Below are 17,436 nucleotides of genomic sequence, written 5' to 3'. Positions count from 1 at the left end.
GACGCCACACCGGTCGTCAATAGATCGATGCGGGAGGGTGCGCGGCGGCGCGGGCGTCCGGGGGGACGGTGCGACAGCGGGCTGCTCTGATCGAAGATGCCGGATAGGGCACACATATTTACATCATGTTGCGTCGTCTGGCAGGCTCGACTACATCGACCACCTTCGTCATCTCGGCGATCGGGCCCGCCCCCGGCCCGCGACCGCCGTCGGCGACGCCTGTCCGAAGGAGACTCCATGGAACGGCGCCAAGTCCTCACCCTCGGCGTGCTCAGTCCGTTCGCGGCGATGCTGACCTCGGGCGGCCCGGCCAACGCCGCGATGGCGGCGCAGACCTTCGGGTTCTCCGCCGACGGCAGCAACTTCCTGCTCGACGGCCAGCCGTTCCAGATCCGCAGCGGCGAGATGCACCCGGCCCGCATCCCGGTGCAGTACTGGCGGCACCGGATCCAGATGGCCAAGGCGATGGGCATGAACACGATCGCCATCTACGTGATGTGGAACCACATCGAGGAACGGCAGGGCGTCTTCGACTTCACCACCGATCGGCGGGACATCGCCGGCTTCATCCGCCTGTGCCAGGCCGAGGGCATGTACGTGCTGCTGCGTCCCGGCCCGTACGTCTGCGGCGAATGGGACCTCGGTGGCCTACCGCCGTACCTGCTGCGTAACCCGAGCATCAGGCTGCGGGTCCGCACCGCCGCCGACCCCAACTACATGGCCGCCGTCACGCGTTACATCAACGCGCTCGCCGCGGTGGTCAAGCCGCTGATGGTGGCCAACGGCGGACCGATCCTGATGGTGCAGATCGAGAACGAGTACGGCTCGTACGGCAACGACGTCGTCTACCTGGAGGAACTGCGACAGCTGTGGCTGCGGGCCGGGATCACCGGACCGTTCTACACCGAGGACGGTCTCGGCCAGGTGCAGGGCAACCGGACTGTCGTCACCGGTGGCGCGATCGCGCTCAGCGGTGGTGACGCCGCCGCCATCGCCGCCGCGCGCAAGTCTTTCCCGACCGTCCCGGCCATGTCCGGCGAGCTCTACCCGGGCTGGTTGACCCACTGGGGCGACGGCGGCTTCGCCGGATCCAACACCGACATCTCCGCCCAGCTGCGGGGCCTGATGGCCGGCCGGCTGTCGTTCAACATCTACATGATCCACGGTGGCACGAACTTCGGGTACTCGGCCGGCGCGAACGCGGCCGACAACGGGTCCGGCTACCAGGCGGACGTCACCACCTACGACTACGGCGCGCCGATCACCGAGCAGGGCGGCCCGTCGCGGCTGTATCCGACCTACCGCGAGATCATCGGCACGGCCCTCGGGGTGACGCTGCCGGCCGTGCCGGCGCCGATCCCCACCATCGTGCGTACCGGCGGGCAGGCGGTGCTGCCGGCGCCGTACGCCTCGCTCTGGGACAACCTGCCGGCCGCACTGTCGACCCAGACGAACCCGCAACCGATGGAGATGTACGGGCAGAACTCCGGCTTCATGCTGTACCGCCGCGTGCTGCCCGGCTACACCCGGGCGACGCTGGACATCAGGTCGGTGCGCGACTACGCGACGGTGTTCCTCGACGGCGTCTACCAGGGCGGCCTGTCCCGGAGCAACCTCCCGGCGGCCTACACCACGCCGCTCGGCGTGACGGTGCAGGACGCGCCGCTGCCGTTGAAGACCTCGGCCAGCGGCAGCCCCACGCTCGACATCCTGGTCGAGGGCATGGGCCGCAACAACTACGGCCAGGCGCTTGTCGACCGCAAGGGCATCACCGAACGGGTGGCACTCGTCGACGCGGGCACCCTGACCGGCACGTTGACCAACTGGCAGACCCACCTGCTGCCCGTCGACGAGGCGTTCGTGGCCGGCCTCCGTCCGGTGATCACCAACAGCTCGCGGCCCGGCATCTTCTTCAAGGCCACAGTGAGCCTCACCCAGACCGGCGACACGTATCTCGACATGTCCCGCTGGACCAAGGGCGTGGTCTGGGTCAACGGCCGCAACCTGGGCCGCTACTGGAAGGTGGGGCCGCAGCAGCGGCTCTACTGCCCGGCGCCGTGGCTGCGGGTCGGCACCAACGAGATCGTCGTCTTCGACCTGCACCAGACGCAGGCCCAGCCGATCTCGTTCGAGGCCACCCTGAGCGGCCAGTCGGGCGCGGTCCGGCACACTGTCGTCAACCGGGCCAGCGGCAAGGCCCTCGACGTGCCGGACCTGTCCCGGGTCACCGGCGTGCAGTTGATCCAGTGGACCCCCAACGGCGGTGCCAACCAGGCGTGGCTGATGGCCGGCGCGGTGGGTGCCGTCACCACGATGACCAGCGTCAGCTCGGGTCTGCTCGCGGACGTCGAGGCGAGCTCCACGGCGGACGGGGCGCGGGTCATCCAGTGGACCGCGACGGGCGGCGGTAACCAGCAGTGGCGGGTCGTCACGGCGTCCGGCGACTTCGTGAAGCTCGTCAACGTGCAGACCGGCAAGGTCCTGGCCGTGGCCGGCGGGGCGACGACCAACGGGGCCGTGATCGTGCAGCAGACCGACACCGGCAGCGCCGCCCAGCACTGGCGGCTCACCCCGGCCTGACGTCGCCGGGGCACCTGACGCCCGCCCGGGTAGTCGTCGGGCGGGACGGTGGGGCCGGCGGGTGACCTGTTGCGGTACGGCGGCCGCAGCGGGTCACCCGCCGGGCCTCGCCCGTCGCGGTGATCTGTCCATGGCGTCGTGGTGCGGTACGGGCGTTGCATCGGAGATGCAAAGATGGCCGCATGGGTGGGCGGAGCGACCGGAGTGAGACGTGAACCAGCGCGAGCGGTGGCACCGGCTCCTGGAGATGGTCGCCGTCGAGGGTCAACTCGAGATCGAGTCCACAGCCCGCGAGCTGGGCGTGAGCGCGGCGACAATCCGTCGTGACTTCGACGAGCTGGCCACCCAGCAGTTGGTGACGCGCACCCGGGGCGGCGTCGTCGTCACCAACGTCTCCTACGACCTGCCGCTGCGCTACAAGGCGGTGCGGCAGGCGTCGGAGAAGCAGCGGATCGCCGCGGCGGCCCTGGCGCTGATCCCACCGGGTAGCACTGTCGGGCTCAACGGCGGCACCACGACGACCGAGGTGGCCCGGGCGCTCGCGTTGCGCACCGACGGAAGCGGGCAGCTGTCCGAGGCCACCGTGGTGACCAACGCGCTGAACATCGCCCACGAGCTCATCGTGCGTCCGCACATCCGGGTGGTGCTCACCGGTGGCACGGCCCGCCCGCAGTCGTACGAGCTGGTCGGTCGTATCGCGGAGACGATGCTCGCGTCCGTGGCGCTGGACGTCGTCGTGCTCGGGGTGGACGCGATCGACCACCAGCACGGCGCCAGCGCCCACAACGACGGCGAGGCGGCGGTCAACCACGTCATGGTGACCAGCGCCGCGCGGACGATAGTCGTCGCGGACGCCTCCAAGCTGGGCCGCCGCAGCTTCAACCGGATCTGCCCGTTGGGCAACATCGACACCCTGATCACCGACCGGGCCGCGGACCCGCAGCAGGTGAGCCTCGTCGAGCAGGCCGGGGTGAAGGTGGTCCAGGTCTGAGGGTCGGCCTCTGGATCGGTCTGCCGGAGCACCCGTCTGAGTACGGCCCGCCGACAAGATGTAACTCGATGCGAAATTGCGGCTTACTTCTTGCATCTTGATTCAATCGGGTGCAGCATTCCATCTCATCGGTCTTTGTGAATGCCGTGATCCGTGTCGGTCGCGGCCGGTGGACCCCAGCCGTGCCTCCGGCCAGCGCCGACGCGTCAGCCCGGCGCACTCGGAGCCCGCATCGTCCCTCACCCCACCGGGAGAAAACGATGATCTGGTCATCGCCGCCCGCGCACGTCCGCCGCACCTCCGTCCGGGCCGCCGTCGTGGTCCTCGTCCTGCTCGCCGCGATGCTGTACGCCGTACCCGCCCGGGCGGCCACACCGGGGAGCGCGACCGGCCTCACCCGGGCCGGTAACACGTACACCGTCGCCACCAGCACCGCCGCCCGCATCCGGCTCACCCTGGCCCGCGCGGACATCTTCCGCGTCTGGGTCGCACCCAACGGCACCTTCACCGAACCGGCGGCGAACGAGATCACCGTGCGGACCGACTTCGGTACTGTCGCCAGCACGGCGACCGACGAGGGCACCGCCTTCCGCATCGCCACCTCGGCGGTGGTCATCCGGATCACCAAGAGCCCCCTGACGATGCAGGTCGAGCGCCCCGACGGCAGGCTGATCTGGCGGGAGTCGCAACCGCTCGACTGGAGCTCGGGCCGCACCACGCAACGGTTGGCCCGCGCCGCCGACGAGCAGTTCTACGGCACCGGTCTGCGCCTGGGGGAGTGGGCGTTGCGCGACAAGACGGTCCCGGTCGCCGTGGACAACCAGTGGCGGGAGAACACCAACGCCAGTCCGGCGCCCTTCTACATGTCCACAAACGGCTACGGCGTCCTGCGCAACACCTGGGCGCCCGGCTCGTACGGCTTCACCGCGCCGGTGACCACCACCCACAACGAGGAACGGTTCGACGCCTACTACTTCGTCGGCGACTCCCTCAAGGGGGTGCTCGGCGCGTACACCGACGTGACCGGCAAGCCGTTCCTGAGCCCGATGTGGGGCCTCGAACTCGGCAACGCCGACTGCTTCAACGCGTCCAACCCCGCCTACCAGGGCGACCACAACCGGGCCGGGCACCAGCGGACCCCCGACGTGCTGTCGTACGCGCGGGAGGCCCGCGCCAAGGACATGCCGTCCGGCTGGTTCCTGCCCAACGACGGGTACGGCTGCGGCTACACCGACCTGCCCGCGACCGTCGCCGGTGCCAAGGCGCTCGGTTTCCAGACCGGCCTGTGGACCTCCACCGGCCTGTCGTCGATCGACTACGAGGTCGGCACCGCCGGCACCCGTGGCGTGAAGACCGACGTCGCCTGGGTCGGCGGCGGCTACCAGAACGCGTTCCGTGGTGTTCAGCAGGCGGTGGACGGCATCGAACGCAACTCCGACGCGCGTCGCTACGTCTGGACCGTCGACGGTTGGGCCGGCACCCAGCGCAACGCAGTGGTCTGGACCGGTGACACGTACGGGCGGTGGGACGACATGCGGTGGACGGTGCCGGCGGTCGCCGGTGCCGGTTTGTCCGGCTTCAACTACGCCACCGGCGACGTCGACGGGATCTTCGGCGGCAGCCCGAACACCTACGTACGGGACCTGCAGTGGAAGTCGTTCACGCCCGCGTTCATGACGATGTCCGGGTGGGGGGTGACCAACCCGGCGGCCGGCTACCAGGACAAACAGCCCTGGCGGTACGCCGAGCCGTACCTGTCGATCAACCGCCGGTACCTCCAGCTCAAGATGCGGCTGATGCCGTACCACTACACGATGAGCCGGGTGGCAAGCGCTACCGGCGTACCGGCGACCCGGGCCCTGGTGCTGGAATATCCCAACGACCCGGTCGCCCGGGGGAACGCCACGTCGGGCGAGTTCATGGCGGGCGACGCGTTCCTGGTGGCGCCGGTGGTCTCCGACACCGAGCTGCGCGACGGCATCTACCTGCCGGCCGGCACCTGGACCGACTACTGGACCGGCCGGGTCTACCAGGGCCCGCTCACCCTGAACGGGTACGCCGCTCCGCTCGACCGCCTGCCCCTGTTCGTCAAGGGCGGTTCCATAGTGCCGATGTGGCCGCAGATGAACCACACCGGTGAGAAGCCGGTCTCCACGCTCACCTACGACCTGTATCCGCGCGGCTCGTCGAGCTTCACGCTCTACGAGGACGACGGCATCACCCGCGCCCACCAGAGCGGGGCCTACGCCACCCAGCAGGTCAGCATGACGGCGCCGACGTCCGGCACCGGGACGGTCACCGTGGACGTGGGCGCATCCGTCGGCACCTACGCCGGCAAGCCGTCGTCGCGCTCCTACGAGTTCACCGCGCACCTGGCGGCCGCTCCCCGCGCGGTCACCGTCGCCGGTCAGACAGTGCCGTCGCTGGTCACCCGGGCCGCGTACGACGCGGCGAGCAGCGGTTGGTTCTACGCCGACGGGGTTCTGCGGATCAAGGCCGGGTCGCGGAGCGCCGCGTTCCAGACCCGGATCGACGGCGCGGTGCTGCCGGTCGCCGACACCAGCACGACGCCGTCGCCGATCCCGCGCGACAACTGGCGACTCGTGTACGCCGACAGCGAGGAGACCAGCGCGGAGAACGGCGCGGCAACGAACGCCTTCGACGGCAGTACGGCCACCTTCTGGCACAGCGCCTGGTCGGCCACCGCCGCGCCCCTGCCGCACGAGATCCAGCTCGACCTGGGCGCCACGTACCAGGTCGACGGGCTGCGGTACCTGCCCCGGCAGGACGGGGGAGTCAACGGCCGGATCGGCAGCTACGAGGTGTACGTCTCGGACAGCCCGAGCAACTGGGGCACGGCGGTGGCGTCGGGGACCTTCGCCGACACGTCGACGCAGAAGGTGGTGCCGTTCACCGCCGCGCGAAGCGGCCGGTACGTGCGTCTGCGGGCACTGAGTGAGGCCGGTGGCCGGGGGCCGTGGACGACGGTGGCCGACCTGACGCTCACCGGCAGAGCTGTGGTGTCAGCGTCGGGGAGTTGACCCCGTACCCCTGTGGAAGCGGGACGCCGCGGGCTGCTGGAGCAGCCCGCGGCGTCCTGCGACGACGGTCCTAGGAGAGCGACCACTGTTGGCGGGTCGCGCCGGTGGCGGTGCGCTGGACGACGTCCGCCCCGTTGCCGAGGGGCACTATCGACCACTTCTGGTGCAGACCACCGTTGTCGGCCCACTGGACGGCGTCGCCGCCGTCAGCCGGCGCGGCGACCGCGACCTCCACGACCTTCCCGCTGGCCCGGTTCGTGAGCGTCCGGGCCGCCGGGCTCGGACGCGCCCCCGACCGGCCGTTCATCGGGTGATGGTCCATTGCTGTTCGGTACCTCCGCGGTAGGTCGACTGGACGACGGCGGCGCCGTCACTGGTAGCGGCATTGGCCACGGTGAGCGCCTTGCCGGAACTCCTATTGACGATCTTGTAATGTGTGCCGACCGGGATGACGCTCCACAGCTGGTTCGCACCGCCGTGGTACGTCCACTGGACGACGCCTGCCCCGTCGGCCGTGGACGAGCCGGAGACGTCCAGCACCCTGCCGCTGCTGCGGTTGACGATGCGGTGGTAGCCGCCGCCGGCGTCGACGAGCGTCCATCGTTGGTGCGCCCCGCCGTTGCCCGTCCACTGGATGACGTTCGCGCCGTCCCCGCTGCCCGCCGGCACTTCGAGCACCTTGGCGCTGTTGCGGTTGACGACGCGGTACTCCGTCGACGGGTCGAAGGCGGTGGCCGGGGTCGCCGCCGTGGACACCTCGACCTTGTCCGCCGTGACCGCCGTACCGGACGAGCTGCTGTTCCTGCTGTTCAGCACCCGCACCTTCAGGACGTGGGAGCCCTGTGCGAGCTGTCCGCTGGTGAAGACCATCGCCTGGTCGATCCGGGTGGGGGAGTACAGGTCGACAACCGTCTCCGGGCCGCCGTCGATCGAGACGCCCGCCCGCCCGTGGTTCGCCGCCCGGGCGGCGAAGAGCTTGATCTTGTTGCCGGTGAAGCGCACCTGGTACGCGCTGTCGAGCGTGCTGCTGTAGTGGTCGTCGCGCTGGAACTGCTTGCTGCCGTTGGCCCCGTAGGACCACGTGCCCGAGTAGCTGAACTGGTTGTCGCCGGTGCCTGTGGTGTTGTCGTTGACCTGGACCACGCTCGGCACACCCGGGGCGTCCCCGATCGCGTCCACCCGGGCGAAGAACGCCTCCACGGTGCCCGACCGTGGGCCGCCCCACAGTCGCTCCGCCACGACCTCGGTCGGCCGCTTCGCGTACTGGTCGAACCACTCGTCGGTCTGGTGTTCCACGGCGTCCGACCAGCGGGCCATCTGGTAGCCGTTGACCTTCGCGTTCTGGTCCGGCGTCCAGCTCTCGTAGACGTTCTTGGTGTTGACGTAGAGGTTGAGCCCGGGGGTCACGTACAGGGTGCTCTCCGGTACGCCGACGACCGTGTAGCCCAGGTTGTAGAAGTAGTTCAGCGACCCGGTGTACGGGGTGAGGACGATGCTGGTGGCCGGCTTGATGCTGGTCTGCTGGCCGTTCGTCTCCCACCAGTTCCACAGCTGCGCCGTCTTGCCGTACGAGCGCACCTTGTCGTTCATCAGGTTCATGAACTCGGTGAAGACGTCACCGGGGTACGCGAACCCCCGCGCCTGCGCGTAGCTGACCAGCTCGGGGCAGGCGTTCTTGGCGCTGTCGGTCTGGTACTCGTCGCCGCCGATGTGGAAGTAGGGGCCGTCGAACAGCGGCACGAACTCCGTCAGCAGGTTCATCACGAACGTCCGGGCGTTGTCCTTGGTGAGGTTCAGCGTCCAGCCGCCGTTGGACCCGCCCGGCCACGGCGCGTAGTCCATCGACGAGCAGGTGAACCGCATCGTCGGGTCGTAGGTCGTCATCGCCGTGGCGTGGCCCGGCAGGTCGATCTCGGGAACGATGGTGATGTGGTACCGCTTGGCGACGTCCTGCAACCGGCGCAGATCGGCCTTGCTGTAGGACTGCGCCGAGGCCAGACCCGGGTACCTGTCGCTGCGCAACCGGAAGCCGTTCCACTCGGTGAGGTGCAGGCGCAGCGTGTTCAGGCGTAGCCACGCCATGCGGCGGAGCAGGTTCTCGAGGTAGTCCATCTCGTAGAAGTGCCGCCCGACGTCGAGCATCACCCCTCTGTCCCGGTACTGCGGGTAGTCCCGGATGGTCCCCGCCGGGACCGTCGTCCTCGTCGTGCTCTGCTTGAGCATCTGCAGCAGGGTCTGGGTGCCGTAGTACGCGCCGGCCGCCGCGTTCGCGCGGATCACGAGCGTCGAGCCGGCGGTCAGCAGGTAGCCCTGATCGCCGATCCCGGCGTCGGTGCTCGCCAGGGTGAGCAGGATGTCGCCGGTACCGGGCGTCGCCGACGAGACGACAGGTACGTCGGCGCCGCTGATCGCGCCGAGGTCGACGCGCAGCGACGTCGCGGCCGATGACAACTGGGCGGCGTACGCGGGGTCCACCAGGATCCGGGACGACGGGGCCAGCGTCCAGACGCCGGTCCCGCCGGTCCACTCCCGGACGCTCGGCGCGACCTGGGGTGCCGGGTTGGCCGCCCGCGCCGCCGACGGGACACCGAGCCCGACGCCGACCAGTAGGGAGGCGAGTAGGAGAGGGAGAAGCCGCTTGTGGGAAGAGAACACTGTCACGTACCTCCGGTCGTTCAGAGCGGAAGGAGATCCTTGACGTTGCCCTGCAACAGGGGCGCGGTGCCGCTGTTGGACTGCGTGCCGACCAGGTGCACAGGCGTGGCGCCGGAGCAGGCGACGGCGAGGTTGGAGAGCGTGCACCCGGACAGCAGCCACCGGGTGCCGAGCAGGTTCGTGGCGCGGATGTCGCTGTACCAGAGGGTGTTGCCGGTGAAGGTCGGTGGCAGGACGCCGTCGACGACGACGCCGGTGCCCGGGTTGCGCTCGACCCCGCCGATGGGGAACGACAGGGCGGTGCTCCACCGCACGGGGACGCCGCCGTTGCAGTGGTTGACGGTGTTGCCGGTCAGGCTGCCGTGCCCCCAGTTGTCACTGGCGAGCGCCCCGTACGGGCTGGTCTGGGCGAACGAGTAGTAGGCGCCGTAGCAGCCGACTATGACGTTGCCGTTGACCGTCCAGTTCCCCGAGGAGTTCCAGATCGCGAGCCGGCACGAGGTGAAGCTGTTCGCGGTCAGCTGCGAGTACTCACTGCGGTCGGCAAGTGAAACACCGAAGTAGCAGCGGTGGAAGGCGTTGCCGCTGACCTTGAGCCGGTAGCCGAAGTAGTCGTCGGCGGCCGACCCGGTGATCGCCAGGCCGGCGCCGCGCCAGTTCGTGAAGTCGCAGTCCAGGATCCGGACGCCGGTGCTGCGGCTGATCCGGATGGCCACATGCCCGAACTGTGGCGCGGTGCCGACCGGGCTGGCCTGGCGGCCGAGGAAGTGGACGCCGCTGATGGTGACGCCGCTGCGGCCCACTATGGACAGCGCGCCGGTCTGGTCGTTGGGGACGGTGACTGTCGCGCCGTTGCCGACGATGAGGCAGCGGTCGGGCAGGGCGACCGGAGCGGTGAGGGTGTACGTGGCGCCGGGCGCGAGCTGCACCTGAGGCGTACGGGCGAGGACGGCGTTCCAGTCGTCGGAGACGCCGAGCACCGGCAGGGACGTCGAAGCGACAGCGGCATCGGCGCGGCTGGGCGGGGCGACGGCGGCGAGGGCACCGGCGGCACCCGCCAGCGCGACCGCGCGGCGGGGGAGTCGTGTCGTCATGGGGTCCTTCGGACAGTTGGGGGGGATTGTCCTACGTCAGATGTCAGACGAACCTACGAGCGATATCGAAGCCCGTCAAGAGCGGTTTTTCCGGCCGCGACGGCCCGCCCGCGAGGGTCGCTCGACCTCCGGCTTCGTGATCCCCGTGCAAGTTGATGCAACGTTCTGCGGGCTCCGAACTCTGAGCGCCGGGCGGGGATCGACCTTGACGCCGCCAAGGCCAGATCCTAAGGTCTGCAACATCCTGATTGATTCTGGCGCTGGGATGTCACGAAAGATCATGTGCGCTCGTGTGGCTGGCATCTCCCGGAAGAGGCGGATATGAGACGAGACCTGGACGGCGGTCCACCGCAGTCCCGGGTGCGCGGCGATCTGATCATCTCGGTGGCGCTCAATCCGGCCCTGGACATCACCTACACGGTGCCCGACCTGGTGCCGGACACCTCCCACCGAGTGACCGACGTGGTCTCCCGCGCCGGTGGCAAGGGCCTGAACGTCGCCCGGGTGCTGCGGCAGTTGGGGGCCGAGACGATGGTCCTCGGGCTCGCCGGCGGCCCCGCCGGAGAGCAGATCGAGGCCGAGCTGGCGGCGGCCGGGGTGCCGGCATGGTTCACCCGCCTCGACGCGGAGACCCGCCGGACCGTCACCGTCCTCGGGCGGGGCACGGCGACAGTCCTCAACGAACCCGGCCCGCGCGTCACAGTCGCCCAGTGGGAGTCGTTCCGGGACGAGTTCGCCGAGCGGGTCCGGGCGGCACGGGTGGTGGTGCTGTCCGGCAGCCGACCCCCGGGCGTCCCCGAGACCGCGTACCGCGATCTCGTCACCATCGCCCGGGCCAGCGGGGTCGGGACCATAGTGGACACCGACGGCGCCGCGCTCCGCCACGCGCTGGCCGCCGCGCCGACGCTTGTGAAACCCAACGTCCACGAGGCGGCGGAGCTGCTCGGCCGCCCGGTGCGCACCCGCGACGACGCCGTACAGGTGGCGCACCGGCTCGTCCGGCTCGGCGCCGTCGCCGGTGTCGTCTCCCGTGGCGCGGACGGATTCGTGGCGGTCAACGGCGGGGCCGCCTACAGCGCCCACGCGCCCGAACGGGTGGTCGGCAACCCGACCGGCGCCGGTGACGCCCTCGCGGCAGTGCTCGCGTACGGACTGCACACCCGGGCGCCGTGGCGGGAGGTCCTCGCCCGGGGCGCGGCCGTCTCGGCGGCAGCCGTCGCCTGCCCGTGGGCGGGCGAGTACGACGACGCCGTGGCGTCCCGGCTGCTGCCCGGCACCACTGTCGACGAACTGGAAGAACACCGCACCGACAGAGAGCAGGAACCGTGTCGCACGTCGCCTCCGAGATAACCTCCCAGCCCGAGACGTGGCGTCGCGCCGCCGATCTCGTCGCCCGACCCGGCGTGGCGCAGGCACTGCCCCAGCCGGGCGAACGGGTCGCCGTCGTGGGCTGCGGCACGTCGTACTTCATGGCGCAGAGCTTCGCGGCGCTGCGGGAGTCGGCGGGCCAGGGGGAGACCGACGCCTTCGCCGCCTCCGAGTTCCCCGCCGGGCGGCGGTACGACCGCGTCGTCGCCATCACCCGTTCCGGCACCACCACCGAGGTGCTCCGACTCCTCGAACAGTTGCCGGCTGGCAGCCGCTCGACGGTGCTCACCACCGACGCCGACCGGCCGGTGACCCGGCTGGTGACCGACTGCGTCGTCCTCGACTTCGCCGACGAGCAGTCGGTGGTGCAGACCCGCTTCGCCACGACCGCGCTCGCCCTCTGGCGTGCCGGTCTCGGCGCGGACCTGACCGAGGTGATCAACCAGGCGCGGGTCCAGCTCGGCACGCCACTCGACCCGGCCGTGGTCGGTCGGGACCAGTTCACCTTCCTGGGCACCGGCTGGACGGTGGGTGTGGCGCACGAGGCGGCGCTCAAGCTGCGCGAGGCGGCACAGATGTGGGCCGAGTCGTACCCGGCGATGGAGTTCCGGCACGGCCCGATCAGCGTGGTGGACCACCGGTCCGTGGTCTGGATCTTCGGGCCGGTGGTGCCCGGCCTCCTCGAAGACCTGGCCGCCACCGGCGCGCTGGTGGTGCACGAGGACGTCGACGCCATGGCGCACCTCACCACCGCGCAGCGGCTCGCTGTCGAACTCGCGGTGCGTCGCGACCTGCATCCGGATCAGCCCCGGCTGCTCACCCGGTCCGTCGTCCTCACCGCGCCGGTCGCCTGAGGCCGCTGATGACCCTCGTTCCCACCGCCGACCTGGTGGCGGCGGCCCAGGCCGCCGGTACCGGCGTGCTCGCGTTCAACGTGATCACGATCGAGTACGCCCAGGCGATCGCCACCGCGGCGGAGCGGGCCGGGCGGCCGGCGATCCTGCAGATCAGTCAGAACGCCGCGCGCTACCACTCGGGCGTGTCGGCGATCGCCTCGGCGACGGCCAAGGTCGCCTGGCTGTCCAGCGCCACCCTGTCGCTGCACCTGGATCACGTCGACGACCCGGCCCTGCTGGAACAGGCGCCCGACGTCGGCTTCAGCTCCGTGATGGTCGACGCGTCAGCGCTGCCGTACGCCGCCAACGTGGCGACCACCCGCAAGGCGACCGAGTGGGCGCACGACCACCGGCTGTGGGTGGAGGCGGAACTCGGCTACGTCGGCGGTAAACCGGACGCCCCGGCGAGCGCGCACACCGCCGGGGTCCGCACCGACCCGGCCGAGGCCGCCCGCTACGTCGCCGAGACCGGCGTCGACGCCCTCGCCGTGGCGGTGGGCAGTTCCCACGCGATGGCCGACCGGACCGCCTCGCTGGATCTCGACCTGGTGGCCGCCATCCGCGACGCCGTACCGGTGCCGCTGGTCCTGCACGGCTCCTCCGGGGTGCCGCTGGAGCAGATCCGTGCCGCCGTCGCCCAGGGCATGGTGAAGATCAATGTCGGTACGGCCCTCAACGTGGCGTTCACCGACGCCGTCCGTGCCGCAGTGCCGCACTCGCGCGACCCGCGCCGGTATCTCGCAGCCGGCCGGGACGCGGTGACCGAGGGCGTGCAGCGGCTGCTCACGCTGCTGCCCGAAGCGTCGTAGGGGGACTACCCGCCGAAGGCCGGCGAGGGCTCGGACAGGTTGAGTCGCAGGGCCGCCGCCACGGCGCCCAGGGCACCGCCCTCGTCACCGAACTGGGCCGGCACGACGTCCAGGCGTCGGCTGTGCCGGGGCATCGCCAGCTCGGCGATCGCCGCGCGGACCGGGTCGAGCACCACCTCGCCGGTGTGGGCCAGGGTGCCGCCGATCGCCACCTTGCCCGGATCCAACTGCACCACCATCCCGGACAGGACACGACCGAGCAGCGTCGCGGCGTGCCGCAGCACGTCCACCACCGTCGGCTCGCCCGCGCGCGCCAGTGCCACCAGGTCGGCCGGGTCCGCGACCGTCACCCCACGAGCGGCGCACCGCTCGATGAGCGCCGACGGGCGGATCAGCAGTTCCAGGCAGCCACGGCCACCGCACGGACACGGATCCCCGTCGGGATCGACGCTGACGTGGCCGATCTCGCCGGCCGCGCCGTTCGCACCGCGGGCGAGTCGGCCGTCGACGATCAGCCCGCCGCCGACGCCGTCGCTCCACCGGACGTAGATGGCGTCCCGCACGTCGCGGGCCGCTCCCCAGGTGCCCTCGGCCAGTGCGGCCAGCCGTGAGTTGTTGTCGGTGACGACGGCGACGCCGTACCGGTCCTGGATGCGCGTGCTGATCTGCTTCGCGGCCACCGACGGGCTGCCGCCGCCCGCCGGACGACCCCGACCCGCCACCAGGCCGGGCAGGCCGAGGCCGATCGCCTCCAGCGCGCGCAGGTCGATGTCGTGCTCCTGCACGAGGTCGTCGATCAGCTTGATGGCGGCGTTGGCGCGTCGCGCCGGGCCCGCCGCCAGCGTGATGGGGCGGCTGCCGCGGGCCAGGATGTCGTGCCCCAGGGTGGCGACGATGACGGTGATCGTCACCCGGCCGAGGTCGATGCCGACGATGCGGCCGGCGGACGGGTTGAGGCTGACGGTCGTGGACGGCCGTCCCCGACCCCGTTGGCCGGACAGCGCCGGTTCCCGCTCCACGACCACCCCGCGGGCGATGAGGTCGCCGATGATGTCGAACAGTGTGGTGCGCGACAGCCCGGTCAGCCGGATGAGGTCGGCCCGGCTGAGCGGGCCGGCGCTGCGGAGCTGGGCCAGCAGGGCCTCCGTGTGCGCCAGCCGCACGCGTTGCATGGCATCCGGACGTTCGATCACGGCACCATCATGACCGACGCCTGCTTCCGTGTGTCGTCGCGGCAACGTACGGCGCGGTGGCCGGCGCCGCCACCGGTGGCGGCGCCGGCCTGCGCTCAGCCGGCGCGGACGGTGACGGTAAGCGCCGCCTGGACCGGGGCCAGCCCGGCCGAACGCACCGACAACGTCCCGGTGTACGTCCCCGCCGAGCCGAACGTGCGCCGGGACACCACTGTGAACGCGCTGTTGATCTGCATCGCCGGGATGCTCGGCTCGCGCGTGGCGGTCGGCGTCAACGCCTCCACCCGCCCGTCACTCCAGGTGACAGTGGCAGCCAGGTCGGTGCTGCGCAGCCCGGGGGCGGTGACCGTCCAGGTGGCGCCGACCGGTGCGCCGACGACGACGGCGGCGGACCGGCCGATCGCCTGTTTACGCCACGGCACGTCGGCGGTGGGGAAGAAGTTGACGCCCTCGACCGTCAACCGCCCCCCGGCCACCGACAGACGGGTGGTGAAGTCGGCGTAGTCGCGTTGCGCCTGTGGCGTCCAGCCCACCTCGGCGGTGGCGATGAGGCGCGGGAAGCTGTAGTACTGCGCCTGGCCGACACGGCGGATGAACTCGCCCCACAGGGCCGACTCGACCCCGAGCACGCTGGTCTCGGCGATGTTCGGGATGAAGGTGCCCGGGTCCCAGTTGTAGTGCCGGTCCAGCCCGCACGGTCCGCCGCACGCCCAGGAGCCGCCGAGTGGTTGGCGGGAATCCTGCTTCTGCGGCACGTACGTGTGGGCGGCGGGGGAGAGGACGACACGTGCGCCGCGGCCGTTCACCGCGTTGCTCACCGCCGTGCGGTCACCGTTCCAGTACTGCACCACTGCGTTGTTCCGGGGCAGCGCGGTGCCGGCGTACTCGTTCCAGCCGACGACAGTCTTGCCGAGCGACGCGACGGTCGCGGTGAAGGCGTCGACCATCGTTGTGTAGTTCGCGTGGCTTGTCACGTGCGCCTCGTCGCCGCCGATGTGCAGGTAGGGCCCGGGCGTCATGGCGGCGATCTGGGTCAGGACCCGGGTGACGAACTCGTACGTCGTCGCGCTGGCCGAGTCGAGCGTCGAGTAGCCGACGTTGCCGGTGCCGTTCGCCGGTGCGGTCTGCTGGCCGGACGCCGGCTTGGGCTGTGCGCCGGCCGTGTTGAGCTGGGGGATGGCGTGCAGCGCCGCGTTGGTGTGCCCCGGCATGTCGATCTCCGGAATGACAGTCATGCCGTTCACGCCGGCGTAGCGGACGATCTCGGCGTAGTCGGCCACCGTGTAGAAGCCGGTGACGCCCAGCTCGGTGCCCATCAGTTGCCCGCTGTCGTTGTAGGTCATGGCGGTGCGCCCGCTGACCGAGGTGAGCCGGCCGTAGTCGATGCCCGCCGGGTTGCTCGCCGGGTTGCTGATGGCGATGCGCCAGCCCTGGTCGTCGGTCAGGTGCAGGTGCAGCCGATTGATCTTGTATTGCGCCGCGCTGTCGATGTACGCCTTCACCTCGTTCACCGGGTAGAAGCTGCGGGCGACGTCGAGCATCATCGCGCGGTGGGCGAAGCGCGGGTAGTCGGAGATGGTCACCGCCGGCACCGTCCACGCGGCGTTCACGACGGTGTCGGACTCCACCCACTGCGGCAGGAGTTGGCGCAGCGTCTGCACCCCGTTGAGCGCGCCGTTGGCGGTGTCGGCGCTGATCCGGACCGTGCCGGTGGTGACGGTGAGTCGGTATCCCTCGGCGGCGTGCCCGACCGGACCCTTGCCGGCCCCCACCTCGACGACGATGGGCGCGGGCGCGGTGCTCTGGGTGACCACCGGCAGGGCGTACCCGGTGGCGGGGCGCAGCAGCCCGGCGAGGTAGGTGGCGGGTGCCGTCGCCGGTGATCCGAGCGCGACGATCGGTGTGTTCGGGTTCAGTGTGTACGGCGTACCGCCGTTCTCCGTGAGCGACACCGGCTTGGGCAGCAGGCCTAGTGAGGGTGCCGGCGGGGGCGCGCTGCTGTCCCAGATCTCGAACTCGGAGATCGAGTAGCCGTAGGCCGCCCACCGCTGGTGCCCCTGCATCCGTACGTGGGACACCGGCTGGGCCGAGTTCACAGCTATGACGTCGGTGCGGGGGCAGGTGTCGCGCTGGAGGCGGGTGACAGTGGTCCAGACGGCGCCGTCGGTCGAGGTCTGCAGGGAGAAGTCACGGGCGCACGCGTTGGGCCAGGTCAGCACCACGTGGTCGACCCGGGCGGCGGACGCCAGCCGTACCTGGACCCAGTTGTCGTCCTGGTACTTCGACGACCAGCGGGTGTTGCGGTCGCCGTCGTTGACACGCGTGGCGACGAAGTCGGCGCGGTCGAGCTCGACACTCGACGCGGTGGCGGTGCCGGTGCGGGCCAGGTTCACCGGCGCGGCCATGGCCGGGGTGCCGGACACCAGCGGCGCGAGGAGCGACGCGGCGAGCACCACGGCGAGCGTCGCCGCGGTCAGGCGGCGTCTGGATCCGGTGGTGTGGGGGGAGCGCGGAATCGACATGGGACTCCTCCGTCCGTCGCCCGGCTCGCCGGGAGACTGGTGGCTCGGGTACGCCGCAGTCTGCTCAAGCGGTTCAATTTAGTCAATGCCCCGGACAATAAACCCGATGTCCGGGGGGCGGCCCGGTCGGGCGTTGTCACGTGGCCCGACCGCGCCTAGGCTGCCGGCCAGACATCCGACATCTTATGAATCACCGCACCGCTCCCAGCTCGGGTTTTTTAGTCCGAAGGGTTGACATGATTCGTCGAGTCACCAAAGATTCGCTTACCTTCAGCGCCGCCGACCCG

Annotated in this window: 11 protein-coding genes; 6 read left to right on the top strand and 5 right to left on the bottom strand. The window is 70.7% G+C overall.

What is annotated here, in order from left to right; genetic code table 11:
• Positions 1 to 237 precede the first annotated feature (237 nt).
• The 3 genes from AB0B86_RS09125 to AB0B86_RS09115 all read left to right on the top strand — a co-directional run bounded on the left by AB0B86_RS09125 (position 238) and on the right by AB0B86_RS09115 (position 6,612).
• The gene (locus AB0B86_RS09125) at positions 238 to 2,580 is read left to right on the top strand and encodes a beta-galactosidase (protein ID WP_357413047.1); all 2,343 of its coding nucleotides are present in this window, start codon (positions 238 to 240) and stop codon (positions 2,578 to 2,580) included.
• Between the two features lie 211 nt (positions 2,581 to 2,791).
• Positions 2,792 to 3,571: a DeoR/GlpR family DNA-binding transcription regulator gene (locus AB0B86_RS09120; protein WP_357413049.1), complete on the top strand. Its 780-nt coding sequence runs from the start codon at positions 2,792 to 2,794 to the stop codon at positions 3,569 to 3,571.
• Between the two features lie 260 nt (positions 3,572 to 3,831).
• The gene (locus AB0B86_RS09115) at positions 3,832 to 6,612 is read left to right on the top strand and encodes a discoidin domain-containing protein (protein ID WP_357413051.1); all 2,781 of its coding nucleotides are present in this window, start codon (positions 3,832 to 3,834) and stop codon (positions 6,610 to 6,612) included.
• Between the two features lie 70 nt (positions 6,613 to 6,682).
• On the opposite strand, the gene AB0B86_RS09110 is transcribed toward AB0B86_RS09115, so the two are convergent.
• The 3 genes from AB0B86_RS09110 to AB0B86_RS09100 are packed head-to-tail and all read right to left on the bottom strand — an operon-like array spanning position 6,683 to position 10,361.
• Positions 6,683 to 6,919: an RICIN domain-containing protein gene (locus AB0B86_RS09110; RefSeq protein ID WP_357413054.1), complete on the bottom strand. Its 237-nt coding sequence runs from the start codon at positions 6,917 to 6,919 to the stop codon at positions 6,683 to 6,685.
• Positions 6,916 to 9,267: a family 20 glycosylhydrolase gene (locus tag AB0B86_RS09105; protein ID WP_357417079.1), complete on the bottom strand. Its 2,352-nt coding sequence runs from the start codon at positions 9,265 to 9,267 to the stop codon at positions 6,916 to 6,918. Before AB0B86_RS09105 ends, AB0B86_RS09110 begins: the two co-directional genes overlap by 4 nt.
• 20 nt (positions 9,268 to 9,287) lie before the next feature.
• On the bottom strand, positions 9,288 to 10,361 hold the full coding sequence (locus AB0B86_RS09100; protein WP_357413058.1) for a right-handed parallel beta-helix repeat-containing protein: 1,074 nt from the start codon (positions 10,359 to 10,361) through the stop codon (positions 9,288 to 9,290).
• Between the two features lie 321 nt (positions 10,362 to 10,682).
• Here AB0B86_RS09100 and AB0B86_RS09095 point away from each other — a divergent pair, with 321 nt between their 5' ends.
• The 3 genes from AB0B86_RS09095 to AB0B86_RS09085 are packed head-to-tail and all read left to right on the top strand — an operon-like array spanning position 10,683 to position 13,434.
• Complete coding sequence (locus AB0B86_RS09095; RefSeq protein WP_357413060.1) at positions 10,683 to 11,711, top strand: 1-phosphofructokinase family hexose kinase; 1,029 nt, start codon at positions 10,683 to 10,685, stop codon at positions 11,709 to 11,711.
• A complete protein-coding gene (locus tag AB0B86_RS09090; RefSeq protein ID WP_357413062.1) occupies positions 11,687 to 12,583 on the top strand; it encodes an SIS domain-containing protein in 897 nt (298 codons plus the stop codon). Before AB0B86_RS09095 ends, AB0B86_RS09090 begins: the two co-directional genes overlap by 25 nt.
• A gap of 8 nt (positions 12,584 to 12,591) precedes the next feature.
• Complete coding sequence (locus AB0B86_RS09085) at positions 12,592 to 13,434, top strand: class II fructose-bisphosphate aldolase (RefSeq protein WP_357417074.1); 843 nt, start codon at positions 12,592 to 12,594, stop codon at positions 13,432 to 13,434.
• Between the two features lie 5 nt (positions 13,435 to 13,439).
• Here the strand turns inward: AB0B86_RS09085 and AB0B86_RS09080 are convergent, their stop codons facing one another.
• Together AB0B86_RS09080 and AB0B86_RS09075 are read right to left on the bottom strand one after the other, a co-directional pair.
• Entirely contained in the window at positions 13,440 to 14,627 is a 1,188-nt protein-coding gene (locus AB0B86_RS09080) for an ROK family transcriptional regulator (RefSeq protein WP_357413066.1), read from the bottom strand.
• Between the two features lie 95 nt (positions 14,628 to 14,722).
• Positions 14,723 to 17,149: a family 20 glycosylhydrolase gene (locus AB0B86_RS09075; protein WP_357417072.1), complete on the bottom strand. Its 2,427-nt coding sequence runs from the start codon at positions 17,147 to 17,149 to the stop codon at positions 14,723 to 14,725.
• Positions 17,150 to 17,436 lie beyond the last annotated feature (287 nt).

Source organism: Micromonospora sp. NPDC049047, from assembly GCF_040649135.1.
Classification (GTDB): Bacteria; Actinomycetota; Actinomycetes; order Mycobacteriales; family Micromonosporaceae; genus Micromonospora.
This window is presented reverse-complemented; position numbering and strand designations above follow the sequence as displayed.